Origin of the sequence: Pseudomonas fluorescens (assembly GCF_005938625.1) — a bacterium.
Lineage (GTDB): Bacteria > Pseudomonadota > Gammaproteobacteria > Pseudomonadales > Pseudomonadaceae > Aquipseudomonas > Aquipseudomonas fluorescens_BD.
In genome coordinates this window covers 53,304-74,190 of sequence record NZ_VCNJ01000042.1, presented here as the reverse complement: position 1 = coordinate 74,190, position 20,887 = coordinate 53,304, and the positions used below count along the sequence as shown (strand labels likewise).

Here is a 20,887-nt window from a genome sequence, read left to right as displayed (position 1 = left end):
CAGCTTAACTGACTGGCATTACCCGCTAAGGTCGCCTTTTTTTGTGGCCGCTTTACCCTCACCCCAGCCCTCTCCCAGAGGGAGAGGGGGCCGACCGTGGGATGCTCAAAAGATTCGCCGACCTGAAAATGCTGCTGTGAATCCATAATCGCTGCAAGTCTTTCAGGTCGATGTATAACGCCAGACACCTCGGTCAGTCCCCTCTCCCTCTGGGAGAGGGCTAGGGTGAGGGGCTTCTACATCGGCGGCGTCACCCCATCCTTCCCCGCAGAAATAGACTGCGCCGTCAGCGTACCATCCGCGCTTTGCGTGACGAAGGTAACGATCTTTACCCCGATCTTCAGCAAGCTTCTATCGCCCGGCGTCAAATTGACGATCGGCACATCCTCCGGCACCAGTATCTTTTGCTGTCCGCCCTTGTAATTCACCGTCAGCACCCGCCCATTGCTCACCACCAGATCGCCGACGCTGCCATTGGTCATGCTGCTGCCCTTGGCCAAATCGAACGGCCGATGACCATCGCCACTTCCGGCCAATTCCGGCGGAAACACATGCACTTCCAGCGCCTTGAGCGTGCCATCTTCCTGGGGCATGGCCGCCGAACCAATGTAGCTGCCGGGTTTGATGTCTTCGATATTGGCCAGAGTGACGGCGCGAACCTTGGTGTCGCCAGTTAACTGGATCACCACGTTCTCACCACTGTTGACGTGGACTTTCAAGCTGTCGGGACTGACCCCGGTGATCTCGCCGCGCACGCCAATGCGCATCCCCGGTGCGTCGGCGGCCTGTGCACTCATCGCGCCGAGCAGGCCGATCAGGACAATCGTTGCTGTGTGGCGAAGCGTCTGACGAACCATTGCAATCCTCCGGTCATGAATGTTGAACAAGCCAATGCGAACATAAGCACGCTATCGAACAGGATGTAAGTGAATGTATCATCGACCCGCAACGGTCGGACGCAAGGTCCGCCGATGGATGACACGCCGCTAGCACCCGTTCATTCCGCAACGGAATAACTGATATCAACCGATGGCGTCTTCTGCCTTTGCGGATTAATCCTTAGCCTCACCGCATTCCCTTTCGCTGGATCGAGAAACCTTATGACCACCACCACCACTCACGCAATGACCCGAGGCATGGTGCTGCTGTTCGCCTTCTGCTGCGGCGCCATCGTTGCCAATATCTACTACGCGCAACCGATCATCGGCCTGATCGCACCCGATATCGGCCTGAGCGACACCATGGCCAGCTTCATCGTCTCGCTAACGCAGATCGGTTATGCGCTGGGCCTGTTCTTCCTGGTGCCGCTGGGCGATCTGCTGGAAAACCGCCGGTTGATGATCATCACCACCGTGGTGGCGATTGCCAGCTTGCTGGCAGCGGCATTTACCGATCAGCCCAATGTGTTTCTGCTGATCTCGTTGCTGGTGGGTTTCAGTTCGGTGTCGGTGCAAATTCTGATTCCATTGGCGGCGCATCTGGCGCCGGAAGAATCCCGTGGCCGGGTGGTCGGCGGGATCATGGGCGGCTTGTTGCTGGGTATCCTGCTAGCAAGGCCGGTGTCGAGCGTGGTGGCCGACCATTTGGGCTGGCGCGCGATGTTCATGATTGCCGCCGCATTGATGGCAGCGATCAGCGTGGTATTGGCGCTGACCGTGCCCAAGCGCCAACCGGATCACAGCGCTACCTATGGCCAATTGATCGGCTCGTTGTGGACGCTGTTGCGCCAACAACCGGTACTGCGTCAACGGGCGTTTTACCAGGGCTGCATGTTCGCCACGTTCAGCCTATTCTGGACCGCTGTGCCGCTGGAACTGGCGCGTAACCATGGTTTGTCGCAAAGCGAGATCGCGATCTTCGCCCTGGTCGGCGCCATCGGAGCCATCGCCGCGCCGATCAGCGGACGCCTGGCCGACGCCGGCCACACCCGCATCGCTTCGCTGCTGGCGATGATATTTGCCAGCCTGAGCTTCCTGCCGGCGTTCATTCATCCGGCCTACAGCGTCATCGGCCTGGCCGTAACCGGCGTGGTGCTCGACTTCTGCGTGCAGATGAACATGGTCCTCGGCCAGCGCGCGGTGTACTCGCTGGACGCAAAAAGCCGTGGCCGTTTGAACGCGCTGTACATGACCAGCATTTTCATCGGCGGCGCCTTCGGCTCGTCGGTGGCCAGTGCGGTATATGAGCATGGTGGCTGGTTGTGGATCGTGATTGTGGGGAGTGCGTTTCCGCTGTTGGCGTTGTTGCGGTTTTTGAGTGTTTCGCAGCGTGGTTCATTGGCGACGGCGTGAGACGGCAAAAGCTTCGCGAGCAGGCTCGCTCCCACAGGTTATTCACTACGCCCGTGGGAGCGACGCCATTCAATATCGAACCAGTTTCTCCATCGCCGCATCCGCCAGAAAGGAGGAGCGGCTTTTGACGTTGTGTTCGCGCACATATCGATCGATTCGCTGGATCACGTAACCGGGAAGCGTCACGTTGACCTTCTCGGTCTTGCCGAGATAGGGCGAGATATCCAGCTCCAGCATGCCCCAGCCCATGTCGGCGTATTCCGGATTGTTGCGATGCGCACCCGCAGAGGTTGGCAGCGGAATCGATTGGCCGTCCGCGGCAATGTCCTGCAGCAGGATGTGCGCGATCTCTACCGCCGCGTTGTAAGCATCCTCAAACGAATCCCCCGCCGTAACGGCGCCGGGAATATCGGGTATCTGAATACCGATGGCGGTATTTTCGTCGCCCCATTCAATGCAGATTGGATATTGCATTATGGATCTCCTTGGTAACTGGCTGGCGGGTTGTGCAACCCGGCACGCCTCCTGATGCTTTTGACCGTCCCCAGTGGCAAATCCTTTTTCGGGTGAGGGACGGGAATCGTGTACGGGTTGTATCGGTGAGTGAAGATGTGATGACTGCCGGTGATCCGATCCAGCACCCACCCGGCCTCCTCCAGCTCCTTGATCAATTGCCTGCTTTGCACCAATCGCCTCCTTGGCTTGGCCTCTTAAAAGTAACCCTAGAGTTATCTTTGCTCAAGCACAGAAAACCGCAAAGCGACGTCCGGTTGTTTTGCAGAGTGTGAGTTTTCATTCATTCTCACTAAGCATAAATGCTATGCCCCGCACCTGCGTTCCCCTGCGCCTGCCTGACAGTCACTCTTGAATCCAGCCACTATCGGCGCTTCTTCAGGACTTTCGACCATGACTCTGCAAGCACAACTCGATGCCTTCAAAGCCGACTTCAAGGCCGGCAAACCGCCTTACAACGCCCCGGCCGACATCCATTCGGTGATGGAACGCGCCACCGCCGAACTGATCGCCTCCGGCGCCGCCAGCCGTACGTTGAAGGTCGGCGATACGGCGCCGCTGTTCACCCTCAAAGATCCCGAGGGGCATCCGGTCTCGTCCGCTGATCGGCTGGCACAAGGGCCTTTGCTGCTGACGTTTTACCGTGGCGTCTGGTGCCCGTACTGCAACATGGAGTTGCAGGCATTACAGGCTTTTCTGCCGGCGATTCAGGACGTCGGGGCAAGCCTGCTGGCGATCTCCCCGCAGATCGCCGCCAACAGCCGCAAGTCGCAACGCATCAATGAACTGCAATTCCCGATCCTCAGCGACCCGCGCAATGATGTCGCGGCAGCCTTCGGGTTGCGCTTCGAATTGCCGCCCTACCTGATCGACCTGTACAAGAATCTGCGCAATGACCTGCCGACTTTCAACGATGATCCGGCCTGGACCTTGCCGCTGCCGGCGCGTTATGTGATCGGTCAGGATGGCGTGATTCGTTACGCCGAGGTCAACCCGGATTACACTCAGCGTCCCGAGCCTGAAGCGATGCTGGATGCATTGCGTGGCTGATCCGATTGAATGCCCTGGAGTTGCCATGACCCGACGTACCTTCCTCATCACCGGCGCCAGCAAAGGCATTGGCCGGGCGCTGGCCGAACATCTCGACCGCGCCGGGCATCGCGTAGTGGGGATTGCTCGTCAGCCGGATTTGAGCTTTCCGGGGATTCTGTTTCCGCTGGACCTGAGCGATCGCAAGCTGACCGGTGAGGTGCTAGCGGAACTGGCGCGCACGTATGAGTTCGACGGGCTGGTGAACAATGTCGGGCTGGTGCGACCGCAGGCGTTGGGTGATATCGATCTGGAGGCCTTCGACGAGGTGATGCGGCTGAATCTGCATTCCGCGTTGCAGGCGACTCAGGCGCTGCTGCCGGGGATGCGCACGCGCGGTTGGGGTCGGGTGGTGAATATCTCCAGCCTGACGGTATTGGGCATCACCCAGCGCACGGCGTATGCAGCGGCGAAAGCGGCGCTGGTCAGTTTCACCCGCTCGTGGGCACTGGAGCTGGCGCAGACCGGGATCACCGTGAACGCGGTGGCACCGGGGCCGACCGAGACGGAGTTGTTCCGCGCCAACAATCCGCCGGGCAGCGAGGGTGAAGCGCGCTATCTGGCCGGGGTGCCGATGGGACGCCTGGGGCAACCGGAGGAGATTGCCTCGGCGATTGCGTTTTTGCTTTCGGAGCAAAGTGGCTTTATCACCGGACAAACCTTGTTCGTCGATGGCGGCGCATCAGTCGGTAAGGCCGCAATCTAATCAACAACAAAAATCCCCTGTAGGAGTGAGCCTGCTCGCGATAGCGTTCGTCCAGCCGACATTGATTTGACTGACACACCGCTATCGCGAGCAGGCTCACTCCTGCAGGGGTTCCAAGATGACTTCGAGATTTTAGTAAGGAACGCAGATGGACCGCCTCGCCGCCATGGAAACCTTCGTCTGCGTCGTCGAAACCGGCTCGTTTTCCGCCGCCGCCCGGCGCCTGAACATCGGCCAGCCCGCCGTATCGAAAACCATCGCTCATCTGGAAAAACGCCTGGCGGTCAGCCTGCTCCTGCGCTCGACCCGAGGCCTGACCCCGACCGAAGCCGGACTGGCCTTTTTCGAACGGGCCAAACGCGCCCTCGAAGAAGCCGACGAGGCCGACAACGCTGCGCGAGGTACAGCCGGCGGTCTGAGCGGCAACTTGCGCATCAGCGCCGCCGTGACTTTCGGCCGATTGCACATCGTCCCGCAACTGGGGCCGTTCCTCGATCAGCATCCACAACTGAACATCGACTTGATGCTCGACGATCGCAACATCAACCTGGTCGAAGAAGGCATCGACGTGGCCCTGCGCATGGGTGCACTCACCGATTCGGGCCTGACCGCTCGCAAGATCGCCGATTGCCGCCGTGTGGTCCTCGGCACACCGGCCTACTTTGCCAAACACGGCGAGCCAAGCTGCCCCGCCGAATTGAGCAAACATCAGGCGGTCGTCTACAACCTCGGCGGCGGCACCACCTGGGAGTTTGCCAAAGGCTCTGAAAAACAATCGGTGATCCTCAGCGGACGTTTGCGCGTCAGCGCGGCCGAGGGCGTACGCGAAGCCGTACTGGCCGATCAGGGCCTGACCCTCGCCTCCGAATGGATGTTCGCCCCGGAACTGGCCAGTGGCGCAGTAAAAACCGTCATGCACGACTGGACATTGCCTGATCTGGATTTATGGGCGGTGTTTCCGACGGGGAGGATGGCGAGTGCCAAGGCGCGGGCGTTTGTTGAGTATGTTCAGGGGGTGTTGGCCAGTTGAACAGCAAGATCAAAAGATCGCAGGCTTCGCCAGCTCCTACAGTACGGCAAGTGCTAAGCCTCTAAAAAAAACGGCGATCCAGAGATCGCCGTTTTTCTTTACTGCCCGAACTGCTTGCCCAACCCCGGTGGCACGCCGTGGATGTTGGTGTCTTCCCACGGGCCGTTGGGGCTGACGGAGCGGCTCCAGCCGTTGTTCCAGCGGTAGTAGGTGCGTTGGCGGTAGAAGGTGTTGGTCTGGTCGTCGAGGACGTAGACGCCGAGTTTCTGATCCCAGTGGCTGTTGCCGCCCGGTGGCGGGGCGAAGCTGGCAGAGGTGCGCGGAACCGGTTTGGCCGGTTTTGCCGGGATGCTTTTGCCTGGGGTCGGCGAGGTCGATGGGGTCGGACTTGGTTGCGACGGCGGAATCGGCGGCAGGTTGGTGGTCGGTTCCGGGCGTTGCACCGCACATGCACTCAAGCCCAGGGCCAGTGTGAGGACTGTGATTCGGGCGATGGTGTGCATGGCGGTGCTTTCCTGTTGTGTCCGGCTATTTGTCCGGGCTGTCGATGGTCAGTTTTTGTAGCGCAGTGGTGCTGCTGGCCAGAGGGCCGCTGCGACCGACCCACTCGCCGGCAGTCGGTTGGCCGGCGCGGGAGATGCGCGCAACCAGTTGGACTTCAGGGAAGTTCGACAGTTTCAACTGCGGCATCATGGCGTCGGCATCGCCCAGTTCGACGGTGACTGGCAGGTCGGCCACGGTCAGGCGTTTGGCCGCCAGCGGTGCCGGTGGGCCGGAGGTGGCGCGGGCGAAGATGAACACGCTGTCGCCCGGTTGCACTTTGCTTCTGAGTTCGCTGGAGAGATCGACGCTGACTTTCAACAGTGCGGCTTTCGCGGCTGGAGGTGCCTGAGCGACCTTGCCGCCGCTGGCTTCCAGACGTTCGGCGGCGCGTTTGATCCCGCCTTGCAGCGCGGCGCGGGAGCTATCCTCAGGCGGCAATTGCGCCAGCAAGCGATTCCAGTAGTCGATGGCTTCCTGATAACGCTCGCCTTCAAACGCAGCGATGCCAAGCAGACCGAGGCTGGTGACTTCTTTCGGATCAGCCTTCAGCGCTTCGTCGGTCAGGGCCTGAATCTTTGCCGACCATTTCTTGCCGTCAGCAAAGTACTGCGCCTGTGCCCACTGACCGAGCAGTTCCGGCTGGCGACCGGCAAGGTTGGCCGCGCGTTCGAACATCTTCGCCGCGTCCGCCGGGCGCTCTTGCGCCATGTAGGTACGGCCGAGGAAATACAGGCCTTCCGCAGAATCCGGTTGGGCCGCGACGGCACGTTCCAGACGCTGGGTCATCTCTTCCATCGACTGCGGCGCCTGGGCGAATTCGCGGGTCAGTTCGACCTTGTCGGCAGCACCGAAGTGCATATACAGGCCCAGGCCCAACACCGGCACCAAGACTGCTGCCAGCAGCGGCAATGGTTTACCCAGTTTCGACACGCGCGGTGCGGCAACACCTTCGGTATCGGCCAGCAACTCACGTGCAGCCTCGGCACGACCGCTGTCCATTTGCGCAGCGTCGAGCACGCCTTCCGCCTGTTGCGCTTGCAACTCGGCGACACGCTCCTGATACAACGCGACGTTCAGGGCAGTACGATCCTCTTCACGCTGGGCGCGACGCTCACGCAGCACCGGGATCAGCAGAAAACTCAGGGCGACCAGAAGCAACAGCCCTGCGGCAAGCCAGAAATCAATCATTCTTGGTTTTTATCCAACAGTTGGTCGAGGCGCTGACGCTCTTCGCTGGACAGCGCTTGCGGGGTCTCGGCGCGTTGCCCGCGACGACGGCGGACGATCACCGCGATCACCACCAAACCACCGAGCAGCAGCCCGGCCGGGCCGAACCACAGCAGTGCGGTCTTGGCATTGAGCGCCGGTTTGTAGCGGACGAAATCACCGTAGCGATCGACCATGAAATCGATGATCTGCTGGTTGTCCTTGCCCTCGCCGAGCATGCGGAAAATCTCTTTGCGCAGGTCAGCGGCAATCGGTGCGTTGGAGTCGGCGATGTCCTGGTTCTGGCACTTGGGGCAGCGCAGTTCCTTGGTCAACTCGCGGAAGCGCTCGCGATCGCCTTCTTTGGCGAACTCGTAAGTGTCGATGGCAGCATGGGCCACGCCGACCAGACTCAAGCCCAGAATCACAGCAGCCAAAAAACGCTTCATGGCTTGGCCTCATCGACCAGCGCCTGATACTTGGCCGCGAGTTTTTCGCGCCAGACCTGCTCATCGATCACGCCGACGTACTTGTCGCGGATGATGCCCTTGGCGTCGATGAAAAAGGTTTCCGGCGCGCCGTAAACACCGAGGTTCAAGCCCAGCGAGCCTTCGTCGTCACGGATGTCCAGCGCATACGGATTGTGGAATTCGGCCAGCCACTTCAAGGCGTCGGCGTTGGTGTCCTTGTAGTTGATGCCGTAGATCACCACACCGCGCTCGGCGAGTTTGTTCAGCACCGGATGCTCGACCCGGCAGGAAATGCACCAGGTGCCCCAGACGTTGACCAGCGCCGGTTTGCCGAGAATGTCAGCCTTGGTCAGGCTCTTGTCGCCCTGCACGTTGGGCAGGGAAAATTCCGGGAACGGCTTGTTGATCATCGCCGACGGCAGTTCCGCCGGATCGAGGTACAGACCGCGATAAAGAAACACCGCCACCAGCAGAAAAATCGCCAATGGCACCAGCATCAACCAACGTCTCATGCAGCCGCTCCCGTCATGCCCAGCGCTTCACGCACCTTGGCTTTCACCTTGACCCGATAACGTCGATCCAGCGCTGCCAGCAAGCCACCGAAACCGGTGAGCAAACCGCCGAACCAGATCCAGCGCACGAACGGTTTGACGTGCACGCGCACGGCCCAGGCGCCATTTTCCAGCGGTTCGCCGAGGGCGACGTAAAGGTCACGGGTGAAACCGGCGTCGATGCCGGCTTCGGTCATCATTGAACTTTGCACGGTGTACAAACGTTTTTCCGGGTGCAGCACGCTGATTTCCTTGCCGTCGCGAATGACCCGAATCGTGCCTTTGTCCGACGTGAAGTTCGGCCCTTCGAAGTGCTTGGCGCCTTCGAAGATGAAGTGATAACCGGCCAGGTCCATCGACTCGCCCGGCGCCAGACGCAGATCGCGTTCGGCACTGTTCTGGCTCGACAACACCACGCCCAGCGCGCACACGGCGATGCCGAGGTGAGCGATCTGCATGCCCCAATAACTACGGGTCAGGGTTGGCAGGCCTTTGATCAGGCCTTTGTGGCGGGTCTTGTCGACGATGTCGCGCGCACCGGCGAGCAACACCCATGCAGCGAGCAGGAAAGTCGCGATCACTGCCCAATTGAAATCGCCGTAAGCGATACCGGCAACCACGGCCAGCGCGACGCTGCCGAGCAGCACTGGCGTGAGCATGCCGGCCAGCCATTTCACCGGGGTGTCCTTCCAGCGCACGATCACGCCGACCGCCATGACCAGCATCAGCAACGCCATCAACGGAATGAACAGTGCATTGAAGTACGGCGGGCCGACCGACATTTTCGCGCCGCTGAGGGCGTCGAGAATCAGCGGATACAGCGTGCCGAGCAGAATCATCGACGCGGCCACCACCAATACCAGGTTGTTGCCCAGCAGCAGAGTTTCCCGCGACCACAGGTTGAAACCGACCTGACTCTTGACCACAGGTGCGCGCAGGGCGAACAACGTCAGCGAGCCGCCGACCACAAACAGCAGGAAGATCAGAATGAACACGCCACGCTCCGGATCGGAGGCAAACGCGTGCACCGAGGTCAGCACGCCGGAGCGCACCAGGAACGTACCGAGCAGGCTCAGCGAGAACGCGGCAATCGCCAGCAACACCGTCCAGCTCTTGAACACGCCACGTTTTTCCGTGACCGCCAGCGAGTGAATCAGCGCGGTGCCGACCAGCCATGGCATGAACGAGGCGTTTTCCACCGGGTCCCAGAACCACCAGCCGCCCCAGCCGAGTTCGTAGTACGCCCACCACGAACCGAGTGTGATGCCGATGCCGAGGAACGCCCAGGCGACGATGGTCCACGGGCGTGACCAGCGTGCCCACGCGGCATCAAGGCGACCGCCCATCAACGCGGCAATGGCGAAGGCGAACGCCACCGAAAAGCCGACGTAACCCATGTACAACATTGGTGGGTGAACGATCAGGCCGATGTCTTGCAACAGTGGATTCAAGTCAGCGCCATTGCTCGGCATTTGCGGCAGGATGCGTTTGAACGGGTTGGAGGTGAGGATCAGGAACAGCAGGAAACCGGTGCTGATCATGCCCATCACCGCCAGTACACGAGCGAGCATGACTTGCGGCAACTGCCGGGAGAACACCGACACGGCAAAGGTCCAGCCACCGAGGATCAACGCCCACAACAGCAACGAACCTTCGTGGGCGCCCCACACCGCGCTGAATTTGTAATACCACGGCAACGCGGTATTGGAGTTGTTTGCGACATAGGCGACGGAGAAGTCATCGGTCATGAACGCGTAGGTCAGAATGCCGAACGCAAACAGCAAAAACGCAAACTGCCCCCACGCGGCCGGCTGGGCCAGACTCATCCAGAAACGGTCGCCGCGCCAGGCACCCACCAATGGCACCACGGCCTGCACCAGCGCAAAACACAGCGCCAGAATCATCGCCAGATGACCCAACTCAGGAATAAAAATCGTCGACGTCATCGATCAACCCTCCTTCGCAGGTATTGGTGCGGATTGACCGCTGTCTTTCAAGGCTTTGGTCACTTCCGGCGGCATGTACTTCTCGTCGTGCTTGGCCAGCACTTCATCGGCCACCACCACGCCGTCGGCATTGAGCTTGCCGAGGGCGACGATGCCCTGCCCTTCGCGGAACAGATCCGGGAGGATGCCGCGATAGGCGATGGTCACGGACTTGTTGAAATCGGTGACGACGAATTTGACGTCGAGGGAATCCGGCGAACGTTGCAGCGAGCCCTTCTCGACCATGCCCCCGGCGCGGATGCGCGTGTCTTGCGGGGCTTCGCCATTGGCGATCTGGGTCGGGGTATAGAACAGATTGATGTTCTGCTGCAGGGCGCTGAGGGCCAGGCCGACGGCAGCGCCGACCCCGACCAGAATGGCCAGAATGATGATCAGACGTTTCTTGCGCAGCGGATTCACTTGCCGTTCTCCCGGCGCAGACGACGCGCCTCTTGTTGCAGATAGCGCTTGCGGGCCGCGATCGGCGCCACCACGTTGAGGATCAGCACCGCCAGACAGATGCCGTAGGCCGACCAGACATACAGGCCATGATGGCCCATGGCGAGAAAGTCGCCGAATGAAGCAAAACTCATCGAGCGGCCTCCAGACTGTTCTGCACTTCTTCTTTCACCCAACTGGCGCGGGCTTCGCGCTTGAGCACTTCAAGACGCATGCGCAGCAACAGCACTGCACCGAAGAAACAGTAGAAGCCCAACACGGTCAGCAACAGTGGCAGCCACATTTCCGCCGGCATCGCCGGTTTTTCAGTGAGGGTAAACGTCGCGCCCTGATGGAGAGTGTTCCACCACTCCACCGAGTATTTGATGATCGGGATGTTGATCACACCGACGATGGCCAGCACGGCGCAGGCCTTGGCGGCGCTGTCGCGATTGCTGATGGCATTGCCCAGCGCGATCACGCCGAAATACAGAAACAGCAGAATCAGCATCGAGGTCAGGCGCGCATCCCAGACCCACCACGAGCCCCAGGTCGGCTTGCCCCAGATCGCCCCGGTGACCAGCGCTACAGCGGTCATCCACGCGCCGATCGGAGCGGCGCATTGCAGGGCGACGTCGGCCAGTTTCATCTTCCACACCAGCCCGACCACACCACACACCGCCAGCATCACGTAGATCGACTGAGCGAGCATCGCGGCGGGTACGTGGATATAGATGATGCGAAAGCTGTTGCCTTGCTGATAGTCCGGCGGCGCGAAGGCCAGGCCCCAAACGACACCGACGCCAATCAGCAGCAACGCTGCAATGCTCAACCACGGCAAAAACTTGCTGCTGATGCCGTAGAACCACTTGGGCGAGCCGAGCTTGTGAAACCAGGTCCAGTTCATACTGTTTCCATCACGGATGCCGCTCATCGGTGTGAGCAGTCTCAGGGTCTTTGCTGGTTAAATTTTAACCAGACCTCATTATTCGCCGACGCTGATCTTCAGGCCAGCCGCTATTGCAAAAGGTGTCAGGGTGATCGCCAGGGCGGTCAGGCTACCAAGCCACAGCAGATACCCGGTCGCCGGCATGCCTTGCAGGGCAGCCTGCAAGGCGCCACTGCCAAGGATCAACACCGGGATGTACAACGGCAGAATCAGCAGCGCCAGCAACAGGCCACCACGTTTCAAACCGACCGTCAGTGCCGCGCCCACCGCGCCGAGCAAGCTCAGCACCGGTGTTCCCAGCAGCAACGAAAACAGCAAAACCGGCAGGCAGGCGGCGGGCAAACCGAGCATCAACGCCAGCAACGGTGACAGCAGAACCAGTGCCAGGCCGGAGAAAAGCCAGTGTGCCAGCACCTTGGCCAAGACCAGAAGTGGCAGCGGGTGCGACGAAAGGACCCACTGTTCCAAGGACCCGTCTTCGAAATCACTACGGAAAAGCCCGTCCAGCGAGAGCAGGACCGACAAAAGCGCCGCCACCCAGACTAACCCGGGGGACAGGTTTTGCAACACTTGAGTTTCCGGGCCGACGGCCAGCGGGAACAAAGCGATGACGATGGCGAAGAAAATCAGCGGATTGGCCAGCTCCGCCGGGCGGCGAAACAGCAGTCGGGATTCACGGGCAACCAGCAGGCCGAACACACTCATACTGCCCAGTTCCCCAGATCGATATCACGATAACCGGCCGGCATCCGGCTCAGCGAGTGGTGCGTGGTCAACACCACCAGACCACCGCGTTCGCAGTGCCCGGCCAAATGTTCTTCAAGTTGCGCCACGCCTTGTTTATCGAGGGCCGTGAACGGCTCATCGAGAATCCACAGCGGCGGGCTGTCCAGATACAAACGCGCCAGCGCCACGCGGCGTTGCTGACCGGCGGACAGGCTATGGCAGGGAACATCTTCGAAACCGCGCAATCCTACTGCTGCCAGCGCTTGCCAGATGGCCTCGCGTTCGGCGGGATGATGCAGGGCACAGAGCCACGACAGATTCTCTTCCGGGGTCAGCAGATCCTTGATTCCGGCGGCGTGGCCGATCCACAGCAGGTTGCGTGCGAGTTCACCGCGTTGTTCGGTCAGCGGCTGACCATTGAGCAGGACTTGCCCGGCGGTCGGCTGCATCAGCCCGGACAGCAGGCGTAGCAGGCTGGTTTTACCGCTGCCGTTGGGACCGCTGATCTGCACCATATCGCCACTGGCGAGTCTCAATTCGAGATTTTCGAAGAGCAGCCGCAGATCACGTTCACACGCGAGGGCAACGGTTTGCAGGACAGGACTGGTCAAGGGATCACGGGCCTTATACGGTTCAAGTCGGCTCTGGCGCGGCCGTTAAAGAGATGCAGCATAGATGCATTGACGGCTCGATCTAGAGAGCTGGGTCAAACAATTGCTATGTTTTTTATTCGAAGCGCAAGACGGGCGGCATTATACATGTCGTGCCTTACTCTCAAGAGTGCATTTTCCTCAGGTTGTGTCCGCGTATGACAGGCGAAATGAACATCCTCCCGCTCCCGCCCACTACCCCGGCGACCGTTCGCCCGCAGGTCGGTGAGCTGCTCAAGCTGCTGACCCCGGTCGAAGGCCTGATTGCCGCCGGGCAAAGCGCCAAGGCCGAGGTGTTGTCGCTCAAGCAGGCGGATCAGACCTTTCAGTTATTGCTCAAGGTCACCGTCGACGGTGGCCGCCAGACCACCGTGCAAGCGACCAGCAATCTGCCGTTGCCCCAAGGCACCAGTCTGGCGATCACTCAGCCCTCGGCGGGCAATCTGGCGATTACCGTGCAGCAAGCCATTGCCAGCAGCGTCGCCGCCCTCACCCGCATCGACACCGCGCAATTGCCGGTCGGTACGCTGTTGCAAGGCAAAGTGCTGACCTCGCAGGCGCTGCCGCAGACGCCGGGGCAAGCCGCGGTGTTCCGCTCGCTGGTCACGCTACTCAATACTGCGCAGAGCGGCAGCACTCTGACCATCGAAAGCCCGCAGCCGCTGCGCATTGGCACTTTGCTTTCAGCGTTGGTGGAAGATTCACAAACCCTCAAGTTCCTGCCGATGAGCAGTCGTCAGGAGCAACTGGCCGTCAGTCAGCAACTGGTCGGTCAACAAAGTCGTCAGGCTTCACTGACAGGCTTGTTGAACGCATTGCAAAATCTGCCGAACGATACTGATCAGACATCGCAGGATTTGCGCGCAGTGGTCGACAAACTGCTCGCCAGCCTGCCGGACGTGCAGCAACTGAGTACCGCCAAAGGCGTGGCACTGGCGCTGGCCAACAGCGGCGTGTTCCTCGAAGCCAAACTGCTGACCGGACAAACCCCGACGCTGGCCGCTGACATGAAAGCCGATCTGCTCAAGCTGATCGCACAACTGACTCCGGGCCTGCCGAGCAGCACCAGTTTCAACGCGATCATCGCCGCCAACACCCTGGCGCAAGCGCTGCCGAGCTTCGTGCGCAACGCCCTCGGCATGCTCGGCCAGGTCAGCGCGAAACCGGTGCCGAGCAGCTTCCCGCTGCCCGACCGCCTGCTGCAAAGCCTGGACGGCGAAGGCGATCTGGAGCAATTGCTGCGCCTCGCTGCCGCCGCTGTTTCGCGCCTGCAAAGCCACCAACTGTCGAGTTTGGAACAAACCGGCGTCACCGACGACGGGCGCCTGCTCAGCACCTGGCAACTGGAAATCCCCATGCGCAACCTGCAGGACATCGTGCCGCTGCAGGTCAAGTTCCAGCGTGAAGAAGCGCCGGAGCGAGAGCCGCAACCGAATGAACGTCGCGACGAGCGCGAGCCCAAACAGCAACTGTGGCGCGTCGATCTGGCATTCGACATGGAACCGCTCGGGCCGATGCAGATTCAGGCGCAGTTGATCGCCGGCAGCCTGTCCAGCCAACTGTGGGCCGAACGGCCGTACACCGCCGACCTGATCGAAAACAACCTGTTCGCCCTGCGCCAGCGCCTGCTTGATCGCGGGCTCAACGTTGGCGACATCGACTGCCACCTCGGCACGCCGCCGCAAGGCAACCAAACCCGCCTCGAACACCGCTGGGTCGACGAAACCGCATGAACGATTCCACTGCCCCACGCCAGGCCATCGCCCTCAAATACGACGGCAACCACGCCCCGACCCTCACCGCCAAAGGTGATGACGAACTGGCCGAAGAAATCCTGCGCATCGCTCGCGATTGCGAGGTGCCGATCTATGAAAATGCCGAATTGGTGCGCTTGTTGGCGCGGATGGAACTGGGCGACAGCATTCCTGAAGAGCTCTACCGCACGATCGCCGAGATCATCGCGTTTGCGTGGAATCTGAAGGGCAAATTCCCCGAAGGGCAGGACCCGAATGCGCCGATGGTCGAGAAAGATGTGACCCTGCGCGGCGATGATTACTAAGCCTTAAAAGCAAAAGATCGCAGCCTTCGGCAGCTCCTACAGGGAAACGCGAATCCCGATGTAGGAGCTGCCGAAGGCTGCGATCTTTTGATCTTGCTTCTAGTTCTTATGCAACTTACGCATCAACTCCGCCTCAGCCTGGGTCAAACCACACGACTGAGTCAGCTCATCAACGCTTGCGCCCATGCCCACCAGTTTCGCCGCCTGGGCGAATGACAGGCTCGACGGGTCGCGCTGTTCCAGCGCAACAATCTTGTCCGGCAACGGACCGACGACCGCGCGCAACTCGTGCAGGGCTTCGCCCATGCGCACGTTGCCGTTCTGGTAATCGTCGACACGCTTGGCCAGTTCCTTGATGCGCTGATCACGCAGCGCATCGCCCTGAGCCTGTTGCGCAGCGATCACCCGCTGCGCCTTGATGTACGACACAAACATTGCCAGCGTGCCTGCCCAGAAGAGGAACAGGACGATGACCGCAACCTCGAGAATCAATCAGATGTTCTCCAGATCCGACCATTCTTCTTCGCTCATCATCTTGTCGAGTTCGACGAGGATCAGCAGTTCGTTGTTCTTGTTGCACACGCCCTGGATGAACTTGGCCGACTCTTCGTTGCCGACGTTCGGCGCCGTCTCGATTTCCGACTGACGCAGATAAACCACTTCGGCCACGCTGTCGACCATGATGCCGACGACTTGCTTGTCGGCTTCGATGATGACGATACGGGTGTTGTCGCTGATCTCGCCGGTACTCAGGCCGAAGCGCTGACGGGTGTCGATCACGGTGACCACGTTACCGCGCAGGTTGATGATGCCCAGCACGTAGCTCGGCGCACCCGGCACCGGAGCGATCTCGGTGTAGCGCAGCACTTCCTGCACGCGCATCACGTTGATGCCGTAGGTCTCGTTGTCCAGTTTGAAGGTCACCCATTGCAGGATCGGATCTTCAGAACCTTTTGCATTCGTCGCCTGATTACTCATACCTGACCCCTCGAAAAAACCGCTCTGGGCGGTGTGTGTTCTGTGTGGCGGCATTCAACAATGCCGTCGCCTGATTGTTATGTCGGCTGCTATGTCGGTTTATGTAGCGGCTTGTGGCCGCCGAAGTGCTTTGCCCCACCGCTGGCGATCAATTCGGCCAGTGCGGAAACGTCAAGCAATGCACACATGTGCTCAATCACCGTGCCGGCGAGCCATGGCCGCTGACCCCGGTGACTTCTCCATTTGATTTCATTCGGGTCCAGACGCAACGAGCGGCTGACCTGATGCACCGCCAGGCCCCACTCGTAACCTTGTACCGAAATCACGTACTGCAAGCCCTGACGGAAGTCATCGCGATAGCGATCCGGCATGACCCAGCGCGCGGTGTCCAACACTTTCAGGTTGCCGGCCTGGCTCGGCAGGATCCCGAGGAACCACTCCGGCTGACCGAACAGTGGCGTCAGCTCGTGGCCGGCCAGCGAATAGATCGAACCCAGGCAGACCAGTGGCACCGCCAGGGTCAAACCAGCGACGTCGAACAACAGGCATTCGAAGGCTTCCGAGGCCCAGGCCGGGCGACCATCGGTTTCCACCGGTGGCGGCGTGTTGTTCGGCGGCAGATGCACTTCCACCAGCGGCGGGACTAGCGTCTGCTCGACGGGTGCGGGTGCAACTGGAGCAGGTGCTGGAGCCGGTTCGACCACGGCCGGTTCCGGCGCGGTTTTCAGCAATTGGGTTTGCAGCAGCGGTGCCAGTGTCGAAACGGACGCGCGAACCGGCTCGGCTTCTTCAATCAATGCAACCGGTGCCTTGGCGACCGGTGCGGCGGCAGGCGCAACAACCGGCGCAACAGGCTTGGCGGCTTTCTGCGCATCACGCGCCTGCTCTTCCAGCACCGCTGCCTGGAACTCGTCCAGCGCCTCAGTGCTCTCGACAACTTCAGGCTGCGCCTCAATGACCGGCGGCAGCTCCTCAGGAATTTCCTGCAGCAAATTATCCAGATAAGACTGCAACGCCAATTGCGGACGCGATGTGAGCTTGACCGGGCGATTCATGCTCACGCCACCTGCGGAACAAGTTGTTGCGCCAACAGGTGCTTGAGCAGCGCGCGGTAGGCCAGCACGCCACGGCTCTTGCCGTCGAATTGCGAAGGCGTGACACCGGCTCGGCTGGCGTCGCGCAGACGGGTATCGACGGGGATATAACCCTGCCAGATCTCGTCGGGAAATTTGTCACGCAGCACACGCAAGGTATGCATCGATGCCTGCGTACGGCGGTCGAACAGGGTCGGCACGATGCTGAACGGCAGCGCCTGTTTGCGCGAGCGGTTGATCATCGCCAGAGTGTTGACCATGCGCTCCAGACCTTTGACGGCCAGGTGTTCGGTCTGCACCGGGATCACCAGCTGCTGGCTCGCAGCGAGGGCGTTGACCATCAGCACGCCGAGCAACGGCGGGCTGTCGATCACCGCGTAATCAAAGTCCTGCCACAACTGCGCCAGACTCTTGGCGATTACCAGACCCAAGCCACTCTGTCCCGGCGACTGACGCTCAAGGGTTGCCAGCGCGGTGCTCGATGGCAGCAGGGAAATGCGTTCGTCACTGGTCGACAACAGCAACTGCCCCGGCAGGCCTTGCGGCACGCTGCCCTTGTGCAGAAACAGGTCGTAGTTGCTGTGTTCCAGGCTGTCGGGGTCGTAGCCGAAATAGCTGGTCATCGAGCCGTGCGGGTCGAGATCGACCACAACCACGCGCTTGCCCGCCTCGGCCAGCAATCCGGCTAAAGCGATGGAAGATGTGGTTTTACCGACACCACCCTTTTGATTGGCGACTGCCCAGACTCTCATTCAGTTCGTTCCTCCCGGCCGATATGCTCGACCGAGACATAGCTCAGCGTGTTAATGCGGGTGACGGAGAATTGACGGCACTCTCGCGTCCCGGCGTCTTGACCGGGGTCGGTGCAGTTTGTGTGCCAGCACGCTTCAACGCGGCATCCGGTTGCGCGTTGGCGGTTCCGGTACCCGTGAGGCTGCGACGCACATCGAGATTGCGCGACACCACCAGGACCACGCGACGGTTTTTCGCGCGGCCTTCAACAGTGGCGTTATTGGCCACCGGTTGAAACTCACCGTAACCCACCGACGCCAGACGACCAGGGTTCACGCCCTGCATTGCCAGCATGCGCACGATGCTTGCTGAGCGCGCCGAGGACAGTTCCCAGTTGGTCGGGTACTGCGCCGTGCGGATTGGCTGATCGTCGGTGAAGCCTTCGACGTGGATCGGGTTGTCGAACGGTTTCAGAATCGCCGCGACCTTGTCGATGATGTTGAAGGCGATGTCGCTTGGCATGGCGTCGCCACTGCCGAACAACAGGCTGGAGTTGAGTTCGATCTCGACCCACAACTCGTTGCCACGCACGGTCATCTGGTTGGAGCTGATCAGGTCACCGAACGCGGCGCTGATGTCATCGGCGATGCTTTTCAGCGGATCGCTGGCGCCGGCGATACCGGCATCGATCTGCTCGGCGTCCTTGACCAGCGGCTTGGCCGGGGTCACGGTTTTTGGCCGTTCGTCGCCGATCTGGATCGGTTTTAGCGCGCGGTCGGAGTCTTTGAAGACGCCGACCAGCGCTTCGGAAATTTCTTTGTACTTGCCTTCGTTGATCGACGAGATCGAGTACATCACCACGAAGAACGCGAACAGCAACGTGATGAAATCCGCGTAGGACACGAGCCAGCGCTCGTGATTGACGTGTTCTTCCTGGTGGCGACGACGGGCCATGAGGTTATTCCCTTAATCCATGAAGCCTTGCAGCTTCAACTCAATGGAGCGAGGGTTTTCACCTTCGGCGATCGACAAGATCCCTTCCAACAACATTTCGCGATAACGCGACTGCCGCAACGCAATTGACTTGAGCTTGGCGGCGATCGGCAGCAACACCAGGTTGGCACTGGCCACACCGTAAATGGTCGCAACGAAGGCGACGGCGATACCGCTGCCCAGTTGTGTTGGATCCGCCAGGTTGCCCATCACGTGGATCAGGCCCATCACCGCACCGATGATGCCGATGGTCGGCGCGTAGCCGCCCATGCTTTCGAAGACCTTGGCGGCTTCGATGTCGCGCGCTTCCTGAGTGTAGAAATCCACTTCGAGGATGCTGCGGATCGCTTCCGGTTCGGCACCGTCGACCAGCAGTTGCAGGCCTTTGCGCGAGTAATTGTCGGGTTCGGCATCCGCCACGCCTTCCAGGCCCAGCAGGCCTTCCTTGCGTGCGGTGAGGCTCCAGTTGACGACGCGATCGATGCCACCGGCCAGATCGACCCGTGGCGGAAACAGGATCCAGGCAAGGATCTGCATGGCGCGTTTGAACGCGCTCATCGGCGATTGCAGCAGTGCGGCACCGATGGTGCCGCCCAGTACGATCAATGCCGCCGGGCCGTTGGCCAGCGCACCGAGGTGACCACCTTCAAGGTAGTTACCGCCGATGATGGCGACGAACGCCATGATGATCCCGATAAGGCTTAAAACATCCATCAGATACACGCCTCGACAATGTGTTTGCCGATGTCGTCGAGGCTGTATACCGCGTCGGCGAGGTCGGCTTTAACGATGGCCATCGGCATGCCGTAGATCACGCAACTTGCCTCATCTTGTGCCCAGACCGCGCTGCCGCCCTGCTTGAGCAGACGCGCGCCTTCACGGCCATCGGCGCCCATGCCGGTCAACACCACCGCCAGAACTTTGTCGCCGTAGGATTTCGCTGCAGAACCGAAGGTGATGTCCACGCACGGCTTGTAGTTCAGACGCTCGTCGCCCGGCAGGATTTTCACCGCGCCACGGCCATCGATCATCATTTGCTTGCCACCCGGCGCGAGCAACGCCAGGCCCGGACGCAGAATGTCGCCATCCTCGGCTTCCTTGACGCTGATGCGGCAGAGCTTGTCGAGACGTTCGGCGAAAGCCTTGGTGAACGCCGCCGGCATGTGCTGGATCAGCACGATCGGCGCCGGGAAATTCGCCGGCAACTGAGTCAACACACGTTGCAGGGCCACCGGGCCGCCCGTCGAGGTACCGATGGCAACCAGTTTGTAGGCTTTGCGTTTCGGCGCTGGCGACGACGCGCTGGCGGTCGGGGCGCGAGTCGGTGCCGGCGCTGGAGCCGGACGCGTTGGCGCGCTGGTGCTGTGACTGCTGTGACTGCTGTGGCTGCCGAAACTCGACGGCGCCGGAGCAGGCGTCGGTGCTGGCGCAGCCACTGGAGCCGGCGCGCTGTAGGCACTGAAACGACGGTTACTGCGCGAGATGCTATGCACCTTTTCGCACAGCAGTTGCTTGACCTTCTCGGGGTTACGCGAGATGTCTTCGAAATTCTTCGGCAGGAAATCCACAGCGCCAGCGTCCAGCGCATCGAGGGTTACCCGGGCGCCTTCGTGCGTCAGCGAGGAGAACATCAACACCGGGGTCGGGCAGCGCTGCATGATGTGCCGCACTGCCGTGATGCCGTCCATCATCGGCATCTCGTAGTCCATGGTGATCACGTCTGGCTTGAGTGCCAGCGCCTGATCAATCGCCTCTTTACCGTTGGTGGCCGTACCGACCACCTGGATGCTCGGATCCGCTGAAAGAATCTCCGAGACGCGGCGGCGGAAAAAACCCGAATCGTCCACCACCAGGACTTTGACTGCCATAAACACTCCATTAGGT

General features: G+C 60.7%; 26 protein-coding genes. 6 read left to right on the top strand and 20 right to left on the bottom strand.

Annotated elements, in window-relative coordinates:
* Positions 1 to 236: 236 nt before the first annotated feature.
* Positions 237 to 857 carry a DUF5666 domain-containing protein gene (locus tag FGA82_RS24100; protein ID WP_141129009.1) on the bottom strand — a complete coding sequence of 207 codons (621 nt, stop codon included), beginning with the start codon at positions 855 to 857 and terminating at the stop codon, positions 237 to 239.
* Positions 858 to 1,100: 243 nt separating this feature from the next.
* Between FGA82_RS24100 and FGA82_RS24095 the strand changes: the two genes are divergently transcribed.
* Positions 1,101 to 2,291 (top strand): MFS transporter, encoded by a 1,191-nt coding sequence (locus FGA82_RS24095; protein WP_141129008.1) that lies wholly within the window; start codon positions 1,101 to 1,103, stop codon positions 2,289 to 2,291.
* A 69-nt stretch (positions 2,292 to 2,360) separates the two neighbouring features.
* On the opposite strand, the gene FGA82_RS24090 is transcribed toward FGA82_RS24095, so the two are convergent.
* Together FGA82_RS24090 and FGA82_RS24085 are read right to left on the bottom strand one after the other, a co-directional pair.
* A complete protein-coding gene (locus FGA82_RS24090) occupies positions 2,361 to 2,765 on the bottom strand; it encodes a type II toxin-antitoxin system HicB family antitoxin (RefSeq protein WP_141129007.1) in 405 nt (134 codons plus the stop codon).
* Entirely contained in the window at positions 2,765 to 2,977 is a 213-nt protein-coding gene (locus FGA82_RS24085) for a type II toxin-antitoxin system HicA family toxin (RefSeq protein ID WP_008083466.1), read from the bottom strand. The genes FGA82_RS24090 and FGA82_RS24085 overlap by 1 nt, the downstream gene beginning before the upstream one ends.
* A gap of 220 nt (positions 2,978 to 3,197) precedes the next feature.
* Between FGA82_RS24085 and FGA82_RS24080 the strand changes: the two genes are divergently transcribed.
* The 3 genes from FGA82_RS24080 to FGA82_RS24070 all read left to right on the top strand — a co-directional run bounded on the left by FGA82_RS24080 (position 3,198) and on the right by FGA82_RS24070 (position 5,629).
* Positions 3,198 to 3,854, top strand: coding sequence for a peroxiredoxin-like family protein (locus tag FGA82_RS24080; RefSeq protein ID WP_141129006.1), 657 nt, complete (start codon positions 3,198 to 3,200; stop codon positions 3,852 to 3,854).
* Positions 3,855 to 3,879: 25 nt separating this feature from the next.
* Positions 3,880 to 4,599 (top strand): SDR family oxidoreductase, encoded by a 720-nt coding sequence (locus tag FGA82_RS24075; RefSeq protein ID WP_141129005.1) that lies wholly within the window; start codon positions 3,880 to 3,882, stop codon positions 4,597 to 4,599.
* A 148-nt stretch (positions 4,600 to 4,747) separates the two neighbouring features.
* Positions 4,748 to 5,629 carry a LysR family transcriptional regulator gene (locus tag FGA82_RS24070; RefSeq protein ID WP_141129004.1) on the top strand — a complete coding sequence of 294 codons (882 nt, stop codon included), beginning with the start codon at positions 4,748 to 4,750 and terminating at the stop codon, positions 5,627 to 5,629.
* Between the two features lie 98 nt (positions 5,630 to 5,727).
* Here the strand turns inward: FGA82_RS24070 and FGA82_RS24065 are convergent, their stop codons facing one another.
* The 10 genes from FGA82_RS24065 to ccmA all read right to left on the bottom strand — a co-directional run bounded on the left by FGA82_RS24065 (position 5,728) and on the right by ccmA (position 13,108).
* A complete protein-coding gene (locus tag FGA82_RS24065; RefSeq protein WP_016987493.1) occupies positions 5,728 to 6,132 on the bottom strand; it encodes a hypothetical protein in 405 nt (134 codons plus the stop codon).
* A 25-nt stretch (positions 6,133 to 6,157) separates the two neighbouring features.
* Entirely contained in the window at positions 6,158 to 7,360 is a 1,203-nt protein-coding gene (gene ccmI / locus FGA82_RS24060) for a c-type cytochrome biogenesis protein CcmI (RefSeq protein WP_141129003.1), read from the bottom strand.
* Positions 7,357 to 7,827 (bottom strand): cytochrome c-type biogenesis protein, encoded by a 471-nt coding sequence (locus tag FGA82_RS24055; protein ID WP_141129002.1) that lies wholly within the window; start codon positions 7,825 to 7,827, stop codon positions 7,357 to 7,359. Before FGA82_RS24055 ends, ccmI begins: the two co-directional genes overlap by 4 nt.
* Positions 7,824 to 8,360: a DsbE family thiol:disulfide interchange protein gene (locus FGA82_RS24050; protein ID WP_007919961.1), complete on the bottom strand. Its 537-nt coding sequence runs from the start codon at positions 8,358 to 8,360 to the stop codon at positions 7,824 to 7,826. Before FGA82_RS24050 ends, FGA82_RS24055 begins: the two co-directional genes overlap by 4 nt.
* A complete protein-coding gene (locus FGA82_RS24045; protein WP_141129001.1) occupies positions 8,357 to 10,345 on the bottom strand; it encodes a heme lyase CcmF/NrfE family subunit in 1,989 nt (662 codons plus the stop codon). Before FGA82_RS24045 ends, FGA82_RS24050 begins: the two co-directional genes overlap by 4 nt.
* Positions 10,346 to 10,348: 3 nt before the next feature.
* On the bottom strand, positions 10,349 to 10,804 hold the full coding sequence (ccmE, locus tag FGA82_RS24040) for a cytochrome c maturation protein CcmE (RefSeq protein ID WP_141129000.1): 456 nt from the start codon (positions 10,802 to 10,804) through the stop codon (positions 10,349 to 10,351).
* Positions 10,801 to 10,977: a heme exporter protein CcmD gene (gene ccmD / locus FGA82_RS24035; RefSeq protein WP_003222944.1), complete on the bottom strand. Its 177-nt coding sequence runs from the start codon at positions 10,975 to 10,977 to the stop codon at positions 10,801 to 10,803. Before ccmD ends, ccmE begins: the two co-directional genes overlap by 4 nt.
* Positions 10,974 to 11,729: a heme ABC transporter permease gene (locus FGA82_RS24030; protein ID WP_123465803.1), complete on the bottom strand. Its 756-nt coding sequence runs from the start codon at positions 11,727 to 11,729 to the stop codon at positions 10,974 to 10,976. Before FGA82_RS24030 ends, ccmD begins: the two co-directional genes overlap by 4 nt.
* 78 nt (positions 11,730 to 11,807) lie before the next feature.
* On the bottom strand, positions 11,808 to 12,476 hold the full coding sequence (gene ccmB / locus FGA82_RS24025; RefSeq protein ID WP_008083427.1) for a heme exporter protein CcmB: 669 nt from the start codon (positions 12,474 to 12,476) through the stop codon (positions 11,808 to 11,810).
* On the bottom strand, positions 12,473 to 13,108 hold the full coding sequence (gene ccmA, locus FGA82_RS24020; protein ID WP_141128999.1) for a cytochrome c biogenesis heme-transporting ATPase CcmA: 636 nt from the start codon (positions 13,106 to 13,108) through the stop codon (positions 12,473 to 12,475). The genes ccmB and ccmA overlap by 4 nt, the downstream gene beginning before the upstream one ends.
* Positions 13,109 to 13,305: 197 nt before the next feature.
* On the opposite strand from ccmA, the gene FGA82_RS24015 reads away from it, so the two are divergent.
* Both FGA82_RS24015 and FGA82_RS24010 read left to right on the top strand, forming a co-directional pair.
* Positions 13,306 to 14,880 (top strand): flagellar hook-length control protein FliK, encoded by a 1,575-nt coding sequence (locus tag FGA82_RS24015; RefSeq protein WP_141128998.1) that lies wholly within the window; start codon positions 13,306 to 13,308, stop codon positions 14,878 to 14,880.
* Positions 14,877 to 15,206, top strand: coding sequence for an EscU/YscU/HrcU family type III secretion system export apparatus switch protein (locus FGA82_RS24010; RefSeq protein WP_141128997.1), 330 nt, complete (start codon positions 14,877 to 14,879; stop codon positions 15,204 to 15,206). Before FGA82_RS24015 ends, FGA82_RS24010 begins: the two co-directional genes overlap by 4 nt.
* A gap of 99 nt (positions 15,207 to 15,305) precedes the next feature.
* On the opposite strand, the gene FGA82_RS24005 is transcribed toward FGA82_RS24010, so the two are convergent.
* From FGA82_RS24005 to FGA82_RS23975, 7 genes are all read right to left on the bottom strand, one after another.
* Positions 15,306 to 15,698, bottom strand: a complete 393-nt coding sequence (locus tag FGA82_RS24005; RefSeq protein WP_141128996.1) for a DUF2802 domain-containing protein — start codon at positions 15,696 to 15,698, stop codon at positions 15,306 to 15,308.
* Positions 15,699 to 16,184 (bottom strand): chemotaxis protein CheW, encoded by a 486-nt coding sequence (locus FGA82_RS24000; protein WP_141128995.1) that lies wholly within the window; start codon positions 16,182 to 16,184, stop codon positions 15,699 to 15,701.
* 89 nt (positions 16,185 to 16,273) lie between these two features.
* Positions 16,274 to 17,239 (bottom strand): CheW domain-containing protein, encoded by a 966-nt coding sequence (locus FGA82_RS23995; RefSeq protein WP_141128994.1) that lies wholly within the window; start codon positions 17,237 to 17,239, stop codon positions 16,274 to 16,276.
* 2 nt (positions 17,240 to 17,241) lie between these two features.
* Positions 17,242 to 18,030 carry a ParA family protein gene (locus tag FGA82_RS23990; protein WP_008077691.1) on the bottom strand — a complete coding sequence of 263 codons (789 nt, stop codon included), beginning with the start codon at positions 18,028 to 18,030 and terminating at the stop codon, positions 17,242 to 17,244.
* A 43-nt stretch (positions 18,031 to 18,073) separates the two neighbouring features.
* A complete protein-coding gene (motD, locus tag FGA82_RS23985; protein ID WP_108226834.1) occupies positions 18,074 to 18,964 on the bottom strand; it encodes a flagellar motor protein MotD in 891 nt (296 codons plus the stop codon).
* Between the two features lie 12 nt (positions 18,965 to 18,976).
* Positions 18,977 to 19,717, bottom strand: coding sequence for a flagellar motor protein (locus FGA82_RS23980; protein WP_016987476.1), 741 nt, complete (start codon positions 19,715 to 19,717; stop codon positions 18,977 to 18,979).
* Positions 19,717 to 20,871: a protein-glutamate methylesterase/protein-glutamine glutaminase gene (locus FGA82_RS23975; protein WP_141128993.1), complete on the bottom strand. Its 1,155-nt coding sequence runs from the start codon at positions 20,869 to 20,871 to the stop codon at positions 19,717 to 19,719. The genes FGA82_RS23980 and FGA82_RS23975 overlap by 1 nt, the downstream gene beginning before the upstream one ends.
* Positions 20,872 to 20,887 lie beyond the last annotated feature (16 nt).